The organism is Paenibacillus sp. J31P190, assembly GCF_059692075.1.
In genome coordinates this window covers 540,770-559,826 of record NZ_JCAUAS010000003.1, presented here as the reverse complement: position 1 = coordinate 559,826, position 19,057 = coordinate 540,770, and the positions used below count along the sequence as shown (strand labels likewise).

Below are 19,057 nucleotides of genomic sequence, written 5' to 3'. Positions count from 1 at the left end.
CCGTATGTTTACTGTTCTGATTGTAGACGATGAAGCGAATGTACGTCTTCCAATGTGCAGAACATTGGCCCGATTCGAAGGCGTGGGTGAAGTGCTGGATGCTTCTAGCGGGCAGGAGGCGATTACAATACTGCAGCAGAGGACGGTGCAGCTTGTTATTACAGATATCCGCATGCCGGCGGGGGACGGCTTGCAGCTTGCCGAATATATCCAGCTGCATTCACTGCAAACCGAAGTGTATGTGCTGACGGGGCACGCGGAATTCGATTATGCAATGAAAGCGATGCAGCACCAAGTGGCAGCATACCTGCTTAAGCCTCTTTCCAAGGAGAAGCTGCTTGTAGTGTACAACGAAGCTTATGGGAAGTACCGAAGGCGGATGGAATCCGAGCAGGTGAATGTGATCCGCAGCCGGGCGTTGCTGGAGAAACGAACGCACGACCTGCTCCACGGGGTGCCGGTGCCAACCTTCGATGAAGGGCTGATTCCGCAATATGCCACCATCCGGCTCGTCTCCTTTTCGACAAAGGATTTGCGGTCTCTGGGAGAGACCTCGGTACGTTACTTTATCCGGGAATGTGCGCATGAATCGTTCAGCGGATTGGGGACGGCGGCAGTATGCGAAGAGGACCGGCTCATCACTGTGGTTCTGTTCACCGAGTACGATGATAAAGTGGCCTGGGAGCAGCGGGTGCAGGAAATTTCGAAGTGGATGGAAGCAAATCTCCGCATCGAAGTGAAGATTGGGCATGGCGGCTGCACCAAGGAGATAAGTGATCTTGGGCTGATGTATATGCGCAGCATGATGAGCTTGGGCTTCAACGAAATTACAAGGAAGGAAAGAGGGGACTCATTTCCGCCGATTATTAAGGCGCTCTTGAAATACGTACATAACGAATATGCCAACGAAGCAGTGAATTTGTCCGATTTTGCCCAGCAATTCCAAGTGAATGCCAATTATTTAAGTAATTTATTTCATCAGGAGATGGGGCTCACCTATACCCAGTACTTGACGCAGATCAGGCTCACGGAGGCCAAGAGGTGGCTGCGCGAGACGAACTTGAAGGTATATGAGGTATGCATTCGGGTGGGGTACAAGGACCCGGCCTATTTCAGCCGCATCTTCAAAACCTTCGTCGGCATGGCCCCCGGGGATTATCGGACGGTGGAACATTCCTGAGAAGAGTCCAAGAAATCGAAGATTCGTTACCTATACGAGCTGTAATGTCCTGCCTATACTAAATGTAAGGGCTTACTAATTTGAAAGTCCAGTTGAAAATGGTGAAGGGAGCGTTTATCGAATGAATCGGATGCCTAAACGCAAGTCCATGTTTCTGCTCTTGGTTTCTCTTCTAGTTCTTCTTAGTGCATGCAGCAGCGGAGGTACGCAAAGCGCAGTAAAAAATGAAGCAGGTGGAAACAGCGGGAAAAAGGTTCAACTGCAAATGTGGTTTTGGCAGGGGGCATCATTTGAAAAGATTATACCGGAGTTTAACCGCACCCATCCGAACATCGAGATTATTCCACAGATTTATAAGTGGGAGGACGCCCATAAGAAGGTGTTAACGGCTATGTCGGCAGGTTCGGGGGCTCCGGACATTGCGATGATCGATATTTCACAGATGGACCAATTCTTGAAGTATCCTGATAAATTTTACGACCTGAACGAGTATGGAGCTAAGGATCTGTCCAAGGATTATCTGGATTGGAAATGGAAGCAAGGCAGCGTTGGCAGCAAGCAGCTTGGATTTCCTACGGACATCGGTCCGATGGTGCTTTACTACCGCCAAGATCTTTTCCAACAAGCCGGACTCCCATCGGAGCCTAACGATGTTGCGGCCAAGATTAAGAATTGGGACGACTTCCTCGCTGCTGGCAAAACATTGAAGGAGAAAACAGGCGCAAGTATTTTATCCAACCCTTATGAATTATATGGCGCGATTCGCGACCAGGGCAATGAACTGTACTTTGATAAAGACGAGAATTTAACAATGGAATCCAACCCGCAAATCAAGAAAGCGCTGGATTATTATAAAAAAGCCCGTGAAATGGGCATCGCTGGAGCTTATGACCAGAAAAATGCGCTGCAGGAGTACTCTGCCGCTCTGAATTCGGGCAAAATCGCTACGTACATCTCTGCCGCTTGGGGCAAAGGGCACGTTGAAACCCGCGCACCGGATACGAAGGGCAAATGGCGCGCAGCCAAAATTCCAGAGGGCACCGGCAACATGGGCGGTTCGTTCTTGCTTATTCCGAAGGAAACGAAGAACGCCAAGGAAGCTTACACAGCTATTAGTTGGATGCTGTCACCGCAGCAGCAGTTAGAAGTATTCAAGATTTCAGGCAATTTCCCTTCGACTCCGTCGGTCTATGGTGATAAAGCGTTCACAGAGGCGGGGTATGAATTCTGGGGTAACCAGAAGCTCGGCATCTTGTTCTCCGAAGTAGCCAAGGACGTGAAAGTGCAGCGTAAAGGACCTTTCTATCAAACCGTGGAAGATATTATTAGCGATGGCATGCAGGCCGTGACGGTCGATAAGTCCAAGGATCCTGACAAAGAATTCGCGGCCCTCATTGAGAAGGCCAAGACCAAATTGAAAAACAAATAGGGATGTGGCTGCAATGAGAGGGTTGAAGACGTATCTGGCGCCCTACCTGATGATATCTCCATTTTATATCTTGTTTATCGTATTCGGCTTGTTTCCGATTCTGTTCTCGCTTTACCTGGCTTTCCACTCGTGGGATGGGCTAGGGCCTATGGAGTTCGTGGGACTTCGCAATTTCCGCAATCTGCTGACCGATGATCCAGATTTCTGGAAATCGGTCGGCAACACCTTCGTCATCTGGTTTTTTTCGACCTTACCGCAGCTGTTTCTGGCACTGGTCGTAGCATTTCTGCTCAACGCCGCTTTCGTGCGGTTCAAGGACTTTTATCGAGCGGTCTATTTTCTGCCGAATATTACGTCCATTGTCGCTGTAGCCATTATCTTCGGCTCGTTCTTCGGCAGTCAGTTCGGACTGATTAATGGCCTGCTCCAGGTCGTTGGGCTGCCCCGAATTGAATGGATCAACGATCCCTTCTGGGTGAAGGTTGCCGTGTCGCTGATGGTCATTTGGCGGTGGACGGGCTACAATGCCATCATTTACTTGGCCGGGCTGCAGAGTATCCCGCATGATCTGTATGAAGCAGCTACGATTGACGGGGCGAGCCGGAAGCAGCAGTTTTTCAGCATTACGCTGCCCCTGTTGAAGCCGATCATTCTTTTCACTGTGATTCTTTCGACGATCGGCGGCATGCAGCTGTTTACCGAGCCCTTAATTCTCGTCGGCAATACCGGCGGGGCAACCAAAGGCGGGCTGACGCTGGTGTTGTATCTGTATAACCAAGCCTTCGGCAATCAGTTGTTCGGCTATGCTTCCGCTATCGCTTGGATGCTGTTCCTGATCATTGGTATTTTCTCCTTCTTGAATTGGAAATTCGTTTCGAGAGGGGAGGGCATCTGATGAGCACGGAATCTTCCAAAGTAACAGTCAGTCGTCAAAGAAGAGAGGCCGTTGCACTAACCAAGACACCAGCGAAGTCCTCATGGGCTTCAGGAACGATCCTTATTCATATCGGGATGCTGGTTGGTTCTCTATTGTCGCTATTTCCTTTTTACTGGCTGTTCGTGATGTCTACAGCAACGACTTCGGATATGTTCCGGTTTCCCCCGAGGTTTCTGCCGAGCGATCAATTGCTAGTTAATATCGGCAAGGTTATCGATCATGTCGGGTTTTTCCGGTCGTTCGGCAACAGCTTGATCGTGGCAGGTGTGCACACACTTCTGGTTTTGTTTTTTTGCTCGATGGCGGGCTTCGCCTTTGCGAAATTCCAATTTCCGGGCAAGCCGTTCCTATTCTTCTTCCTGCTGATGACCATGATGGTGCCGCAGCAGCTGGGGCTAATCCCTCAGTTCATCATTATTCAAAAGCTGGGCTGGATCAATGACCTGAAAGCTTTGATCATCCCGGGCGCGGCGAGTGCATTTGGCATCTTCTGGATGCGGCAGTATGCGGCCTCCGTGCTGCATGATGAGCTTATCAATGCAGGACGCATTGACGGCTGTAATTCTTTTGACCTGTACTATCGCGTAGCCCTTCCGGTGCTTCGACCGGCGCTAGCTACGCTAGGCATCATTACGTTCCTGAATTCTTGGAATGATTATTTGTGGCCGCTCGTCGTCATCTCGGTTCAGAACAAATTCACGATCCAGATGCTGATTGCCTCAATGAATGGCGTGTACAGCACGGACTACTCCATGGTCATGGCCGCAACGCTGATGGCTACGGTACCGCTCATTGTTGTGTTCTCAATCTTCAGTCGGCAGTTTATTGCCGGGCTTATGCAGGGGTCAGTGAAAGATTGACAATAGCTGAGCTCGGAAGCTACTCGGGCGTTGGATAGAGCTGCCGTTGCAGGAAGGAGCTGTCCCTAAAGCCATAAATGAACAGTGACCCGAAAGAAAGACACTTTGAAAAAAGTGACCTATCTCGGGTCTTTTTACGTTTATGTAATCAATGAATAAGAAAGGTTGAGGATTACACGTGGGAAATAATTGGAGTAGGGAATCTTTCTTCTCAGTTGAATGATGTTGTAAAAAGTGCAACAAATTCTGCCTAGAGCCCTCCTTTCTCCCCTCGATGTTGCATAATGTACAACAATCAATAGTCGATCGTATTAGCATTCAAGGCTAGCTGTGGTTAAAGCTAACCAAGAGGGCAGGGACACTTTCTGAGCGCCATCTTTTAACAGCTTAATCCAGGGTCTTCCTTTGAAGTGTAGTGTCCACGAAGAGGGGCTCAGTTCAGAAGCGGCTGAGGCATAACCCTTTTTTTGCATTTAATGAGTACAAACATTCGCCCATGGTGCTATACTAAAACGTGACGTAAAAGATCGGTTGGAAATTGAAGTGGAAACATCAGTATGATAAAGTCTGCTTGGGCTTAATCGCTCAAACAGGCTTTTTTTATTGGATGGAACTACTTCCCAATGGCCTACCAATCCTTCAACCTTAGAAATTTTGATATAATAGGCATATATTCTCAAACAGGAGCAAGAAATATTACCTACACACGAGCTTTGTACGATTTGGAGGCACACAGCATGGATTACATAGAAATTGGTCAGGTTGTTTCCGGGTTTCGGGAACGTATGACCAAGCTGGCACTTTTTGATCCTCTCTATGAGCTTCAGAGAAAGCGGCAAACCGATCGGCAAAATAAACCGATAGATTTCATGGAGCTTGGGCTGTTGACGCTGCTTTATTTTTTTGAGCAGAAGTTGATGCGAAACAATAAGGCGGGTGTCAAAGACTTAGCCGAGTTTCTTTTGAAGGTGACAGGGATTTTCATCGATTTGGATGAAGCCGAATTTGAGGATCTGGCCAGGCAAATCACGCAAGTTTTTCGTCCAACGACAGGGAAAAAACGGGATTTTACCTTTATGAATTGGGAATCCGGTCAGTCGGAGCATATTTATATATCGATTCTGAAAGCGAATGCCTTCGACTTAAAAACGAATACGCAGTACTACACGCTCGACGAAGATGGGTTGGAGCTTATTTTTGCGACCAAGGAATTTTATACCGAATTTCAATTATCAATTCATCAGTTGGTACTGCGCAAGCAATTGGAAAAGGGCGAGTTCGAAGGGGCCCTGCGGCAAATTAATGAAATGCGGATAGATGTGGAAGCTTTGCAGGAGCGGATGGTCAAGCTGGAGCATGAGTTGAAAAGAAATATCGTGTCGGAAGAGACGTTCGGACGTTATAAAGGTCTGCTGGAAGATATTTACCTGCGCTTGCAGATGGAGAATGAAGAGTTCGAAGAACTGCGGCAATTCGTGAAGGAGACGAAGGATCGCGTTCAGGCACAAACGGTTAGACAAGCAGATCAACGGCCTTATGAGTTAATTTTACGCATATCCAACGAGCTGGAGAAGGTTCATGGCGAGCATTCGGATCTATTTCATCAAAGTATGGTGTTAAAATCACATGCACTTGGCGCAGCGCAAGAATCCTTATATTATACCGGCTTGGATTCCTTTAATTTTGATCAGGATATTGCTTCTCTTATCTTTAGTACGCCACTGCCTTTGGAGACGATGAAAGGTGTGCTGGCCCCGTTCTTGCCGGTTCAAGAGACGAAGGCGTGGTCGCTTTTGACGGTGTGGGCTGAGCAAAATATGCTAGAAGACGGCAGTGGACAAGAGCGGGATGACAAGTTCCTGGAACTTGGCGGTGACAGCGACGAATACCGTTACCAAACGATGCAGAAAAAGTTGTACAAGCTTCTGATGGAGCAGCTGCTGCAAAGGATGGAAGAACAGGGCCAAGTTGAATTGAAACTGTTTATTCAGCTGTTCAAAGAGAGCGAGCTTGCAAGATTGCTGGGCGAGAGAGCTTTCTATGATTTCTGGATCTATCTGCATCAAAGAAGTCCACTTCGGGCGGATGATAGTGATAAGCAGCAAAATGAAGAGCAGGGGGTGTTGCTGGAAGATATGTATATGCTTCTGGGAAGCCGCTGTCTGGTCATCATGGAGCAAGAAGATATTATTAAGGTAAACGATAGATTTAGCATTCAGAATATGTTGATTTCGTGGGGAGAACAGGATGACAATTGGACTTGAAAATGGGACAGTAATGAGAGCTTTTCGCATCTATACCTTGCTAGCTCGCGATAACGCAGTTGGCAAGGAGCGGCTCCAAGAATACATGGCCGACGATGTGGTGCGAGGGCTAGTGGATCAATTCGCGCGAGAAGTCGATTGCGTAACGGTTATTGCCGGTGAGCAGCTGTATATGATTCCGGAGACACGGCTATCGCCTTTTCATATGAACAACGAAGTGATTAAACGTACCTATCTGCGGGCGAATGCCGTGAATGCGGATCTTTATCTGATGTATGTCAGCATTATTGTGTTGATTGGAGCCTTTTATGACAGCTACCAAACGATGGAGCCGACGAGAAGTTTTATCGGAATTGAAGAGTGGACGGAACTTGTGAATGAGCGAATAGCGTTGCTTAAGACGCATCCTGAAGCTGAACTAAAAGAGATGGAGCAGGAGTTTTCCTATAACTGGACGGCCTTGATTGAAAAATGGAGTGCCATGGACGATATCAAGGAAACAGCTGCGAGGCAAAGCGGGAATACGATTAGCCGGGTTAGCTTTATGGATTCTGTCCGCAAGTTTCTAGTCGCGCAGGAGTTAGTGATCGATATAGGCAACCAGGAAATTACGTTAACCGAAAAGGCGAAAGTGGTCGTGCAGCGTTATTTTATGGAGCTGGAATATAACCGTGGCATTTTGGAGTTTTTATATCAAAGCAATGCGTTTGAGGAGGAGGGAAGCGAACATGCCAGCCATCTCTAAAATACGTTTTACCAATGTGGTCTATGAGGATGGAAATAAGCGCTACAACGATGAATTGTTTCATTTCGATGGGCATAATGGCGCGATTCTTCTGGAAAATGGAGGGGGAAAGACGGTTTTTATCCAGTCTGCCATACAAGCCATACTACCGCATGCGGAACTTGCCGGACGTAAAATGAAGGATACGTTAAGTCTCGAAAACGGCCCTGCGCATATCGCAATCGAGTGGATTCTGAGTGAACGGCCACGGAGATATGTGGTCACTTGCGTCAGCTTGTTTCTGACAGCAACAGGGATAGACTCCTACCGTTATGTCTATGATTATCCGGAGCTTGATGCGGATGCCATTGATCGGATACCTTTTGTCAAGGAAAGTGCAGGCAGCCTTCGAGCAGCCGATAAAGGTGAAATCCATGATTATTACCACCAAATGACGTCGAAACGGATGAACGCGAAGCTGCCGTCATCGATTAAAGAATACAAAAAAGTATTGGAAAACGATTACCACATTATCGCAACAGAGTGGGAACGAATTGCGAAGATCAATAGCTCAGAGGGCGGTGTAGAGAGCTTTTTTGATGAATGTAAAACAACAAGCCAATTGTTCGATCGCTTGTTGATCCCAACGGTAGAGGATGCGATGGCCGGATATGAACAAGGCGAGTTCGCGAATAATTTTGAAATGCACAGGGACAGCTTCAAAAAATATAAAGAATTAAAAGAAAAAATCGAAGAAAATAAGAAGATCCTCGTTGAATTGGATGGCTATGTGCTTCATTTTGCCAAAATGGATGCCAAACAGATGGCTTATGTAGCTGCCCAGGCTGAAACGAAGGCCTATTGGTTATTAGTGAATGAGCATAAAAATGAGGAAGCCTCTAAGCTTTCACAATGGCACCGGCAAATGGCAGAATGCGACCAGCAGCTGCTGTTATTGACTCGGAAGAAAGAATCCCTTCAGATTGCGAAGCAAAAACAAGAGCAATCCGCTTTGGAAACAAAGCTGAGATTGGTCGAGGAAGACGTTGAGCAGAAAGAGGCGCAAGTACGAAGTGCTAAGAAGAACTACTATTCTCTGCGTTTGGCCGACTACAAGCAGCAATGGACCTCTTCAGATGAGCGCATGAATTATTTGCAGCGCGAACTTGATCAGTTCGGTAATACCCAAGAAGAGGGGGAGCTTCGCGAAGCATGGAACAATAATAGCGGGCAAATTCGCAGTATTTACAGCAAGATGGAGCAAGAGTGGCAGGTGGAAGAAGAGAAACTCAGGCAGGAATTAGATGCTCATCAGAATAGGACGGCTTTAGAGGAAACGATTCTGAGAGATCTGTCGAGCGAACTTGAGGGATTGAACAAGCAGCTCATTGAACATAGATCCATTGTGCAGGCCCGCGAGAAAGATAAAGAAGTGCTTAGAGCTAATGTTTTGGCAAATCCAGCAGTCGAGAGCATGGAAGGCAGTATGACGGATTGGATTCAGCGTTATCAGAAATTGGATGACAGCAACGTGCTGCTCGTGCAGAAGAACAAGGATTTGGCATTCGGTAAAGATGAAAGCATGAGAGAGCTGGAACGAGTGAGTGAAAGCCTTAAGATCGCCTATGCGGTACGCGCCAGCTCGGAGCATAATATCGAAGCCTTTAAAAAAGAGCATCAATCCATGCTTACCGAAATTTCTGCGTACAGGTCATCATGGGGGAGACTCTCATCCGTTTATGAGAAGCAGAGTTCGATTGAAGAACGGCTTAGGGAGGATTTGGAAAAGCTGCACCTGCAGAAAGAAGCATATTTGCTGAAAGAACGTCTGGCTTTCCGCTATATCGATGATTACAGCTACCAGCATACATTTTTTGCAGATACCTATGTGGCAGGCTTGGTAGAGAAGTGGAGAAATCAATTCGCGTTATTGGAGACAGGCATTCAATATTTGCAGGGCTTAGACCTAACCGAACGGGCAATGACACATCCTTTGTGGTCAGTGACTTTGATTACGACAGAAGAAGAAATTGGGTTATTAACGAGCAAGCTTGGGCAGTATGCGGAGGATATGCAGTTCCCGATTCAAGTCATCTCATCGCAGGAAGCATCGCGTCTAGCCAATATGGATACGCCGATAGCTTTGCAAGACAAAGCTTGGGTTGAACCGCAGCATTGGCGTGAAAATGCCGATGTCGCTGAATTTGCTAGCTGGAAACAAGCGATATCTCAAAAAGGTGAAGAGGTCCTGACAGCACGTAAAGTAAAGGAAAGCGAATTGCAACGTACTTCTGATTTACAAACCGCTTTCAGTCGATTCACTGCTTCATACCCGCTTGAGGTCGTACAAGAAATGGAAAGGCAAGTTGGACTTAAGCGCGAACAAGTGCGTGAATTAGAAAGCCAGGAGGATTCCATCAGGAATTCCGTTCGTCAGGCTGAGCAAACGATTCAGCAGCACAATAACATCATGGACGAGCAAAAAGGTGAAATGGTTCAGCTCCAACAGTGGATTGAAAAAGGACGAACATATGTCGAGTTGGGGAAAGAAATCGCTGCTTTGAACGTGGCGATTGATCAGCTTGTTGAACAGGCTGAAGATCAGCAAAGCAAGTTGGACAGCAGGCAGCGCTCTATGGAGCAAGTGAAGCTGCAGATCGAATCCGTGAAAAGGAGTATGAACTATTTGAAGACCGAGAAAGCGAGTCTTCAAAGTCAAGATACGTATATAGAGACTCTCGATGTACATCCGATTGAAACGAATCATAGTTTAGATTGGTTGAAAACAGAAAGAAAAGATTTGCATCTCAAGTTAAATCGCATATCTCAAGGACGTCAGCAGCTTGAAACAGAGTGGAATCATGCCAAGACCAGCAGAACAACGCTGGAGAAGGAGATGAACAAGCTTCGACTGGAACAAGCGGACTTGGATTTGAATGAGGATCTTGCGTTTTCTGTGACCGGTGAAGAACAGATGTCGCAGCTGTTATCGGAGCTCAAGGACTTCGAGTCTCGGTTGTCTCGTGACAAAGAAGAATTCACGCGTGTTGAGAAGCAATTTGATGCACTAGCGACGACAATTAAACTACTCATTGAGCAGTATGGCGCTGCGCATTCGGGTGGGCTGCCTGTAACCTTTACGGAATCGCTGACAGTGGTGGATGAGCAAGTGCAAAGCGAAGATACGCGCCTGCAGCAGCAGAAGACGGGATTACAGCAGCAGCATACACAAATTCAGGCCCAATTAGGTAAAATCGAAGACGTTATCCAATACTTAAATCAATATAAAATCATGCATGGGTTTGAAAATCCGCTCATTCAGGCGTCATTGATCACGCAAGAGCTGAAAGCCGAGTTTCTGAATGACAGGTTGAAAATGGTCCGAAAATCCGTGACTTTGTTATCCGCCGTTATGAAAGAACTGGAAGCCGAAGAGTCTTCTGTGAAAAAAGCCAGAGTTCATTTCGTTGATTTTTGCCGGAAACAAATCAAAGATATCAAAATGAGAGATATGGCCGAGCAAGGTGTCGAGAAAAAAGACAACTATCAGGAGCTAATGCAATTTCAACAGAAAATGCACAGCCGGATTGAACGTGTCAATCATGTCGCAGAAGAAACGATGCGTACACACAATCAACAGCTGGAACAGTATATTATTCATGTGCATAGCCATATCAAGCTGATTGCTTCTGAGCTTCGAGATATTCCTAACAAAACGAGAGTCAAGGTCGAGGATCAGTGGAAGCACATTTACTCGTTTCAAATTCCGGAATGGGATGAGCTTGAAGCCAAGGACCATCTGCGCAAGCATCTGGAGTGGATTTTGGCCGAACTGGAAAAAGGTCACTATCGCGACGACAACGGTCAAGAAGTGAAATCGACAGTTCGCAAGGAGATTGAAAAATGGTTGGATACCAAGCAGCTTCTGCACATTGTTTTGCAAGAAAGGCCGATGAAAGTATCCTGCCGCAAAGTAACCAATGAGAATAACGTAACGAAGGCTACCTTCTCGTGGGAGCAGTCTAATAACTGGTCAGGTGGGGAAAAATGGAGCAAGAATATGACCTTATTCTTGGGATTACTCAACTATGTCGCGGAAAAACGTCAGCATATTCAAGCGAATATGAAACGACATCGTACCGTGATCCTGGATAATCCTTTTGGGAAAGCATCGAGCGACCATGTATTGAGTCCTGTATTTTTTATTGCCGAGCAGCTCGGCTTCCAGATCATAGCGCTCACAGCGCATGCTGAAGGGAAATTTCTTAAAGACTATTTCCCTGTCGTCTTTAGCTGCAGGCTCAGACAAGCGGCTAATGGAAGCAAGCTAGTCATGACCAAAGAAAAGGAAATTAATCAGGCTTATTTCCGTGATTATGCGCCAATTTCACTAGAAAGATTAGGGGATGTTAAGCAGATAGAGTTATTTATATAATGCATTCACCATTGTTGCCGTGCTATTTCCTGGTGAAAAGTAAAATAGACCAAAGAAAGTCTGCCCAATCTCCCGCGGCTGCGGTACAGAGATCGGGCAGACTTTTTTGTTACTTCTGCAATGCCCTTGGAACTGGAGGTATCCATCATTGCAATAATTAGCGCTGATCGAGGGATATTTTTTCTTCAAAAACGGACTCGATGCTTGACAAACAATTAGTTAAGATACTAAACTAAAATCATGAATAAGAAAAATGTCACTCCGTCACATAGCAGGAATAAAGGAAGTCGTAATCTTGGAAGATTGATCATGCAGCTCAGGCGGCTCGAACGCCATCCTCAAACTTTTGGAAACGCGGGTTCCCTGACTCCGAGCGAAATTCACACGATTGAAGCGATCGGTTACGAGGGTGCCGTATTAATGAGCGAGCTCGCTGCCCGATTGAACGTTACGAAAGGAGCTGTATCACAGCTTATCGTCCGCTTGGAAGCTAAAGAATTGGTATTACGAGCGTCACATCCACATGATTCGAGGGGTATTGTGATTTCACTTACCGAGAAAGGGAAGGAAGCTTTCACAGCACACGAAGAAGTGCATGTCGATTTTTACGATCAGCTTCGTACTCAGGTAAGCGAGCAGGAGATCGAAATATTCGAGAAATGCATTGAAAAATTAAACGAGTTTTTACAGAGATAATTTTTTTTGGCTATTTAGTTTAGCAACTATACCATATAGGATGGTTAGGGGATGAAGCATCATGAAATTATCTGGTATTCCGGAGCAAAGGCAGCGATTTTTGATGATGATTTCGATTTGCGCGGGGGCGTTTATATCCCATTTTACAGCAGGTATTGTGAATGTTTCGCTTCCTAACTTCACGCTAATTTTTCATACCAACTTGGGAATCATTCAATGGATTACGACCGGCTACTTGCTGGTCATTGCCTCCGTGCTTCCGATAATGGGAAAACTGGGGGATAGCTATGGGCATCGGTTCATTCACAATCTTGGTTACGTGATTTTCACCGCCAGCTCTGTCTAGGTCGCATTTTCGCCCGATATACGGGTGCTGCTTATTCTTAGAGCGATGCAAGCCATGGGGACAGCCATGTTTCAAGCTACGAATATAGCACTGATCACCATTCATCTACCGAAAGAAAAAAGAGGGCGGGCTCTTGGTATTGTAAGCACCGCTGTAGCCCTTGGTGGCATGACCGGGCCGTTTGCGGGCGGTTTGATCGCGGAGTGGTTTAGTTGGCAGTGGTTGTTTTTGGTTCATGTTCCCGTCGCAGTCGTTGCCACATGGATGGCTTTACGCTACATTCCCGCACGCGAACAAGAATACCGTTCTGAACCTCTCGATAGTGTTGGAGCGTTTCTGTTTATCATTGTGATTGGCTCCATTATTTTAGGACTAACGGATGGCAACACATGGGGCTGGCGATCGACAGAAATCATTTCTATATTCTCTGTTGCCCTCGTGGCATTGTTAGGGCTCCTTCTATGGGAATTACGTCAAAAAACACCCTTTTTACCGATTAAGGCGTTGGCTATTCCCGCTGTGTCAGGGGGGTTGATCATAAGCTGTACTTCTTTTGTGCTAGCTAATACGGTTCTGGTCGTCATGCCATTTTATTTATCCTGCCTGTCCGGCATCTCTCCACTGTCCGTCGGATTTATCATGACCGCGTACCCACTCCTTTTGGCTTTTGCAGGCCCGGTTGCGGGTCATATGTCCGATCGTTTTAGTTCCAGACGTTTTATGTTCTTGGGATTATGCGGGATGGGAGTCGGACTTATGGTTTTTTTTATTGGTTTCGGCCAGTTGCCGCTGGTATGGATTATTCTTGTGATGGCACTGATGGGGATGGGAATGGGGTTTGTTGCGTCCCCGAATAACAGCTTTTATTATGCAGCATGCTCCTAAGGAGCATATCGGATCCATAGGAGGGATGATCGCTTTAACACGCAACCTGGGCATGGTTTTAGGGGCGGCGCTGGGACTTGGCGTTATGAATGGAGGAGAGGTTAGAGATCAGGTTCCCCTTGATGCTTTTCGGTCTATTTTCGAAATCGCCGTTTTGATTTGCATAGTCGGCATTGGGGTACTGGGATTTAGTAGTTGGCTGGAAAAACGTTGGAACAGGAAGACAAAGAACAAGACAAGTAAACAATTCAGTTAATAGGAGAGACCGTTATGAAGAATGATATTGTGGTGGTTGGCGGATATGGTCATGTAGGAAAAATGATCTGCAGAGATCTGGGAGAGTTATATCCAGGTAAGGTTTATGCGGCGGGAAGAAGCTTTAGCCGTGCTGAGCAATTCAGCATCACAACCAATGGGAAGGTTAGGCCTTTACAGCTAAATATCAAGGAGGCGGTTGATCCAGATATTTTGAAAGACGTCAAGCTGGTGGTGATGTGTCTGGATCAGGCGGATACTGGATTTGTTCGGACTTGTTTCAAATGCGGGATTCATTATGTGGATGTTTCTGCGCACGATTCGTTTCTATCGCAATTGGAAGGATTGCATGCGGAAGCCGCAGCAAGTCATGCAACGGCCGTGCTGAGTATTGGACTCGCTCCGGGGCTGACAAATTTGCTGGCTCTTCGTGCCAAACAATTAATGGATCAGACGAATGCCATAGACATTTTCATTATGTTGGGAATGGGAGATCAGCATGGACAAGCCGCTATCGAATGGACCGTTGATAACCTAAGCACGGATTTTGGTGTAGTAAAGGATGGAAGCAGGGTTGTCGTATCTAGCTTCACGGACGGCAAAAAAACGGATTTTGGATCAGAATTGGGTCGTAGAAGGGCGTATCGGTTCAATTTTTCTGACCAGCATGCGCTTACGCGAACGCTTGATGTGCCATTTATTTCCACGCGTCTCTGTTTTGATTCGAATGCGGTGACGGATTTGCTGGCGTGGATGAGAGCATTGGGCATGTTCCGTTTATTGAAGTTAAAGACGATTCGTAAAGCCGCGATTCAATTATTCGGTAAGTTGCGATTCGGAAAAGAGATGTTTGCCGTAAAGGTCGATGCATGGGGAAAAAGGGGTCAGGAAGATGTGTTTGTTGAGAGCTTTTTACAGGGAATAAACGAGGCCAAGATTACCGCAAAGGTGGCCGCTTCTGTGGCGGATAGGGTATACCGCTCAGCGTTATCACATGGCGTATATCATATTCATCAGTTATTTGAATTGGAGAGCCTATTTCCTTCTTTTCCTCCAGAGGCCACCATTGAAACCCGGATCAACGGCAAGAGGATTTATTGATTTCTCGCTTCTACATGATTGAATCATGCTAACCATATTATGCGCACCATTTGGGTACGATTGTGCAGGGACAGGTTGTGAGTGAAGGAACATCGGAGCAGGTGGTAACCGTGACTGTGCTATGCGAAACAAAATCCCATACCAAATGTCAGTGGTTGGGATTTTGTTTATGAGAGCCATATTTATCTATTCATTGCTGCAGCACTTCTTGTATTTCTTACCGCTGCCGCAAGGACAAGGGTCGTTACGTCCTATTTTATCCATCTTCTTGGAAGGGGCCAACATAGGTACTGAACTTTTACCCTTAAAGAGCCGATCTATATCATTTGTTCGTTTGGCGCGTCGTTTCTCCGCTTCTTCTAGTTCTAGCTTCCAGATATTCCTCTGAGGCAGCAGAGTGTCTGACATTATACAATGGGCATAAAGCGTTTCCTTGAGATTCAGGAGCCCGCTGTCATAGCCATTCTCCAGGAGTTCGTACACCAAGGGAATACCTATAGTGGAGCCTAACTCAGACAGTCCGTCGGTCAGTCTAGTGGCATTAGTGATATCATCTTCGTTTCTCAGAAGCGGGCAGCTTAATTCTTTCGAACACTTCCGATGCAAACAGGCGATAATATTCCTCGGATGCTGCAGCGTATTTTTCAGCTAATGTTGAAATGACAGATTCGGTGCCAATCCGAACTAGGGCCTTCACAGCAGTTTCCGGCAGAACATCATCTTCAGCTCCCACATTAGGTGTGAGCTCGGAGAACAACCTTTCTACTCTAGTTTTGCTATATTAAAATATTGTCTATACTAAATAATACAATACTAGAATGAGTTTGAAAAAGAAACTGCTGGATAAAGCTAGTTATCCTAAATGAGTATGGCGAGGAGGAAAAGTTGTTCATGACCACGTTGAATCATAAGAAAAAGCAGACGAAACCGGAGCTGGAAGCTAGTTTAAAAGAAGAAGAAATCCGTTATATCATTCACGCGGCAGATAGTCTGATCGGTAGTGGAGGAAGGAACATGTTGGCCAAAATTTTAAAGGGCTCACGTGATAAAAAGCTGTTGGAGCTGGAATTGAACCAGAATGTGGCTTATGGCTTCTATGGTTACCTGACTCTAGAACAAATTACAGAACGTGTCGATTGGATGATCAAGAATGATTTTCTTGAATTGCAGTACAACCGCGATATGCCCCTGCTTATTTTCACAGAAAAAGGATGGCTGATCCAGCGTGATCAGTTGACTGACCTGCTGCTGCATCAGTGGAGCCAGTGGGTTGAAGCCGGAATTAGTGATATGGATATGACTTATCTGAAAGATCGCAACCGAGGAATGATTTTACTTTTTTTACAAAAAGTTGCGAGCACTTCGGATGAACGCTTCATTCCACTGCTCAAGCAGTGGGAGCTTGTCGATTATCAAAAGGTGAAGAAAGCGATAAGGGATGTGATTGCTCATCTTCAAAATAAGGGGAAGAGTCCCTTAGTTCTAGAAGGTGCAGCACCTCAAATGAAAATTACTTCCGATCTGTTCCTTCAACCGCGCGAAGCGGAGCTGCTTAAATGCTGGGAATGCGGAAAACGTTTTGAATGGAAGGTAGAGGAACAGGATGTTTTCCGCATGCGTGGCTGGGAACCGCCAAAACGTTGTTCTTCTTGCCGGGATGAACGCCGTAGGCAAAAAGAAGGTTTCACATGGAATGATTTTGATTAAGCTTAGGACTCCCCATACCTAGCCAAAGCTCTTTTGGCCGATTCAAGCATTCTCCTTTGCAAATGCTCGCCTTGGGTGACGCGCACCCTCTTGCCCAAGAAGCGAAGTTTGCTAAGGACATATTCGGCTTCATTATTTAGAAAGGTTAATCGGATTGTATACGTTTCTTGAATTTCATCGTATTCAACTTGCTTCTCAAAGCAAGAGAAGGCATATAAAATCCGCGACAATTCTCGATTGTACTCTTTTATAACCTCAATCGTTGCATGAATCTGACGTTTTTGCAGCAGTTTCTCTATGTCTAAACCAATTTGGGCGACTCGCTCAGGAGAAATGGACAACTCTTTGATCGATTCAATTTTTTCGAGTTTCGTACTCATCATTGCTCGATGTCTGATGTGATACCAGAGCAAGTACCATTCTTTTTTCACCAAAGAATACTCCAGCTTATAGGGAAATGCCATTTCATTGGTAAAAGTCCGATCATCCTTCACTCTGTAAGTAAGCTGGATAGCAGCTTGACTCGTAATGAATCGACGTAATGTGCGAAGCATCGGGTGATAGACTTGCTTCTCCTTACTTCGAGCTTTCTCAATAAAGGCATCAGAAAAATCCAAGCTAGCCTCATCAACTAACACAGATTCAAGTTTTTCCAGTGTCACTGGGGTGAAAGCATGGGACGCCGAAGGGTGATTAAGCATGGTCTTTAGCCATGACCTTTCCTGTGAGGTGATCATGAAAGTGCCCGAATTCTCTAGGCGCGTAATCATTTGATAGTTAAATATTTTCTCGAACAGGTTCATAATACGTCTCAAGCTCCTTCCACTCCGCAATCATCTCATTCCGAAAATAGATCGGTTCAAGCACCTCGCAGCTAGATCCGAAGCTTCTAATCCAAGGCTTAATTTCCGTAGTTCCATTAACCTTAATTTCGAAAATAAACGAATCGATCTGTTCTTCCGTAATTTCTCCCCACTGCCCCTGAAGAAGGACACGATCTTTAATGAAATTCGGCCCCGTATCGCCTGGATTAAAAAATCTTACTTTCAAGATAACCGATCGTCCAGTATCAAGGACCCAACTATGCTTTAAACTCTCTTCCAATACACTTTTCTTCTCATCAAAAAGGATGGAGTCGACAGTCTCACCCTGCTCAATCTGAGTCATGCCTTCCATACGATATTTCTTGATACCATGCCGGGAGTCATAAGCAAGAAGGTACCATCGTCCATATTGGTGATCGTAGACAATTTTGAGCGGTAGTGTTTTCTGCAGTTTCCCTTCCATTTCCCGTTCAAATAATGGGTTTGTGTTTTTAGATGAATAAGATTGCGAATTTTTAGGCGAAAAGTATAAGAAATCGATCTTGCGGCGATTTTGAATGGCTGATAGAAGGATGGATAGATGCGCTTCATCCAAAATACGTGAGTGGTAATGATATTTATAAAGGAATGGCTCTATGGATACCGGTTCCGATGAAGTCCGACTCATATGCTTTTTTAGGCCGTCTCGAAGTAAATAGCCTTGAACCGACGGTACCTGTGTATTCGACATCACATCAATGAAATCATAGAGATCAAGCAGCTCATCCTGGCTAAGTTCATGAATTAGATCATTATGTATGCGATATCGATTGGGGCGTGGACCAGGCACTTTTTTAATGACACCGACTTCTTCGAGATATTTCAAGTCGTTTCGAACCGTTTTCTCATCAGGAAGTGAGGAATCCGTTTGGATATCTTTACAACATACATCCAGCAGCTCAATAGCGGTAAGTGCCTGCTCATTCAAAGCAGTAAGCAGAGTGGAAATTCGCTGACTTTCGGATTCTTTCAATGATTTCGCTCGAAATAAGAACAGCAGCATAGGATCCGTTGAATCGAAATAGCTGTAGCGCAGCATCTCGGCGAATTCTTTCCTTTGCGTATCCGGTGCCTGTTGATACATCGTCGCTACGATTTCTTTTAACCGGCGTAATGTTTTATCAAAGGTATGAACCGAGATACCCAGCCTCTCAGCAAATTGCTGACGACTGTACGCGCCACTTGTGAGGACAAGCATTCGCAGAAATTGAATTTCTTTATCAAAGCTTTCCTTAGCCATTTGTACCCCTCGCTCTTCATTTCAACCTTATCTTATTGTAACAGGGGAGAGATATGGAGAAAATGGAAAACTTTTCACCTGTCGTCATACTTTCACCATGTTCGTTCGCAGGCAAATAAGCGAAGATAGCTTTAG

At 45.8% G+C, this 19,057-nt stretch carries 14 protein-coding genes and 2 pseudogenes; 12 read left to right on the top strand and 4 right to left on the bottom strand.

Features of this window, described 5'->3' with window-relative positions; genetic code table 11:
- Nucleotides 1–4 precede the first annotated feature (4 nt).
- From AC58U0_RS09620 to AC58U0_RS09570, 11 genes and pseudogenes are all read left to right on the top strand, one after another.
- Nucleotides 5–1,180, top strand: coding sequence for a response regulator transcription factor (locus tag AC58U0_RS09620; protein ID WP_497378781.1), 1,176 nt, complete (start codon nt 5–7; stop codon nt 1,178–1,180).
- Between the two features lie 121 nt (nt 1,181–1,301).
- On the top strand, nt 1,302–2,609 hold the full coding sequence (locus AC58U0_RS09615) for an ABC transporter substrate-binding protein (RefSeq protein ID WP_171643028.1): 1,308 nt from the start codon (nt 1,302–1,304) through the stop codon (nt 2,607–2,609).
- A gap of 13 nt (nt 2,610–2,622) precedes the next feature.
- On the top strand, nt 2,623–3,504 hold the full coding sequence (locus tag AC58U0_RS09610) for a carbohydrate ABC transporter permease (RefSeq protein ID WP_060646971.1): 882 nt from the start codon (nt 2,623–2,625) through the stop codon (nt 3,502–3,504).
- A complete protein-coding gene (locus AC58U0_RS09605) occupies nt 3,504–4,406 on the top strand; it encodes a carbohydrate ABC transporter permease (protein WP_497378780.1) in 903 nt (300 codons plus the stop codon). The genes AC58U0_RS09610 and AC58U0_RS09605 overlap by 1 nt, the downstream gene beginning before the upstream one ends.
- 737 nt (nt 4,407–5,143) lie before the next feature.
- On the top strand, nt 5,144–6,670 hold the full coding sequence (locus tag AC58U0_RS09600) for a replicative DNA helicase (protein ID WP_497378779.1): 1,527 nt from the start codon (nt 5,144–5,146) through the stop codon (nt 6,668–6,670).
- Entirely contained in the window at nt 6,654–7,415 is a 762-nt protein-coding gene (locus tag AC58U0_RS09595) for a DUF6063 family protein (protein ID WP_497378778.1), read from the top strand. The genes AC58U0_RS09600 and AC58U0_RS09595 overlap by 17 nt, the downstream gene beginning before the upstream one ends.
- A complete protein-coding gene (locus AC58U0_RS09590; RefSeq protein WP_497378777.1) occupies nt 7,399–11,829 on the top strand; it encodes a coiled-coil domain-containing protein in 4,431 nt (1,476 codons plus the stop codon). Before AC58U0_RS09595 ends, AC58U0_RS09590 begins: the two co-directional genes overlap by 17 nt.
- A 309-nt stretch (nt 11,830–12,138) precedes the next feature.
- Nucleotides 12,139–12,525 carry a MarR family winged helix-turn-helix transcriptional regulator gene (locus tag AC58U0_RS09585; protein ID WP_497378776.1) on the top strand — a complete coding sequence of 129 codons (387 nt, stop codon included), beginning with the start codon at nt 12,139–12,141 and terminating at the stop codon, nt 12,523–12,525.
- A 61-nt stretch (nt 12,526–12,586) separates the two neighbouring features.
- Nucleotides 12,587–13,756, top strand: a pseudogene (locus AC58U0_RS09580) (MFS transporter).
- Nucleotides 13,757–13,781: 25 nt separating this feature from the next.
- Complete coding sequence (locus AC58U0_RS09575; protein ID WP_497378775.1) at nt 13,782–14,012, top strand: hypothetical protein; 231 nt, start codon at nt 13,782–13,784, stop codon at nt 14,010–14,012.
- 14 nt (nt 14,013–14,026) lie between these two features.
- Complete coding sequence (locus AC58U0_RS09570) at nt 14,027–15,112, top strand: saccharopine dehydrogenase family protein (RefSeq protein ID WP_497378774.1); 1,086 nt, start codon at nt 14,027–14,029, stop codon at nt 15,110–15,112.
- A gap of 186 nt (nt 15,113–15,298) precedes the next feature.
- Here AC58U0_RS09570 and AC58U0_RS09565 read toward each other — a convergent pair.
- Both AC58U0_RS09565 and AC58U0_RS09560 read right to left on the bottom strand, forming a co-directional pair.
- Nucleotides 15,299–15,373, bottom strand: a pseudogene (locus AC58U0_RS09565) (SEC-C metal-binding domain-containing protein); the annotation flags it as partial.
- Between the two features lie 289 nt (nt 15,374–15,662).
- A complete protein-coding gene (locus tag AC58U0_RS09560) occupies nt 15,663–15,869 on the bottom strand; it encodes a hypothetical protein (RefSeq protein WP_497378773.1) in 207 nt (68 codons plus the stop codon).
- Between the two features lie 134 nt (nt 15,870–16,003).
- Between AC58U0_RS09560 and AC58U0_RS09555 the strand changes: the two genes are divergently transcribed.
- Nucleotides 16,004–16,819: an RQC-minor-1 family DNA-binding protein gene (locus tag AC58U0_RS09555; RefSeq protein ID WP_497378772.1), complete on the top strand. Its 816-nt coding sequence runs from the start codon at nt 16,004–16,006 to the stop codon at nt 16,817–16,819.
- 2 nt (nt 16,820–16,821) lie between these two features.
- Here AC58U0_RS09555 and AC58U0_RS09550 read toward each other — a convergent pair whose 3' ends face one another.
- Together AC58U0_RS09550 and AC58U0_RS09545 are read right to left on the bottom strand one after the other, a co-directional pair.
- The gene (locus AC58U0_RS09550; RefSeq protein ID WP_497378771.1) at nt 16,822–17,634 is read right to left on the bottom strand and encodes a WYL domain-containing protein; all 813 of its coding nucleotides are present in this window, start codon (nt 17,632–17,634) and stop codon (nt 16,822–16,824) included.
- The gene (locus AC58U0_RS09545; protein ID WP_497378770.1) at nt 17,597–18,922 is read right to left on the bottom strand and encodes a helix-turn-helix transcriptional regulator; all 1,326 of its coding nucleotides are present in this window, start codon (nt 18,920–18,922) and stop codon (nt 17,597–17,599) included. Before AC58U0_RS09545 ends, AC58U0_RS09550 begins: the two co-directional genes overlap by 38 nt.
- Between the last annotated feature and the right edge of the window lie 135 nt (nt 18,923–19,057).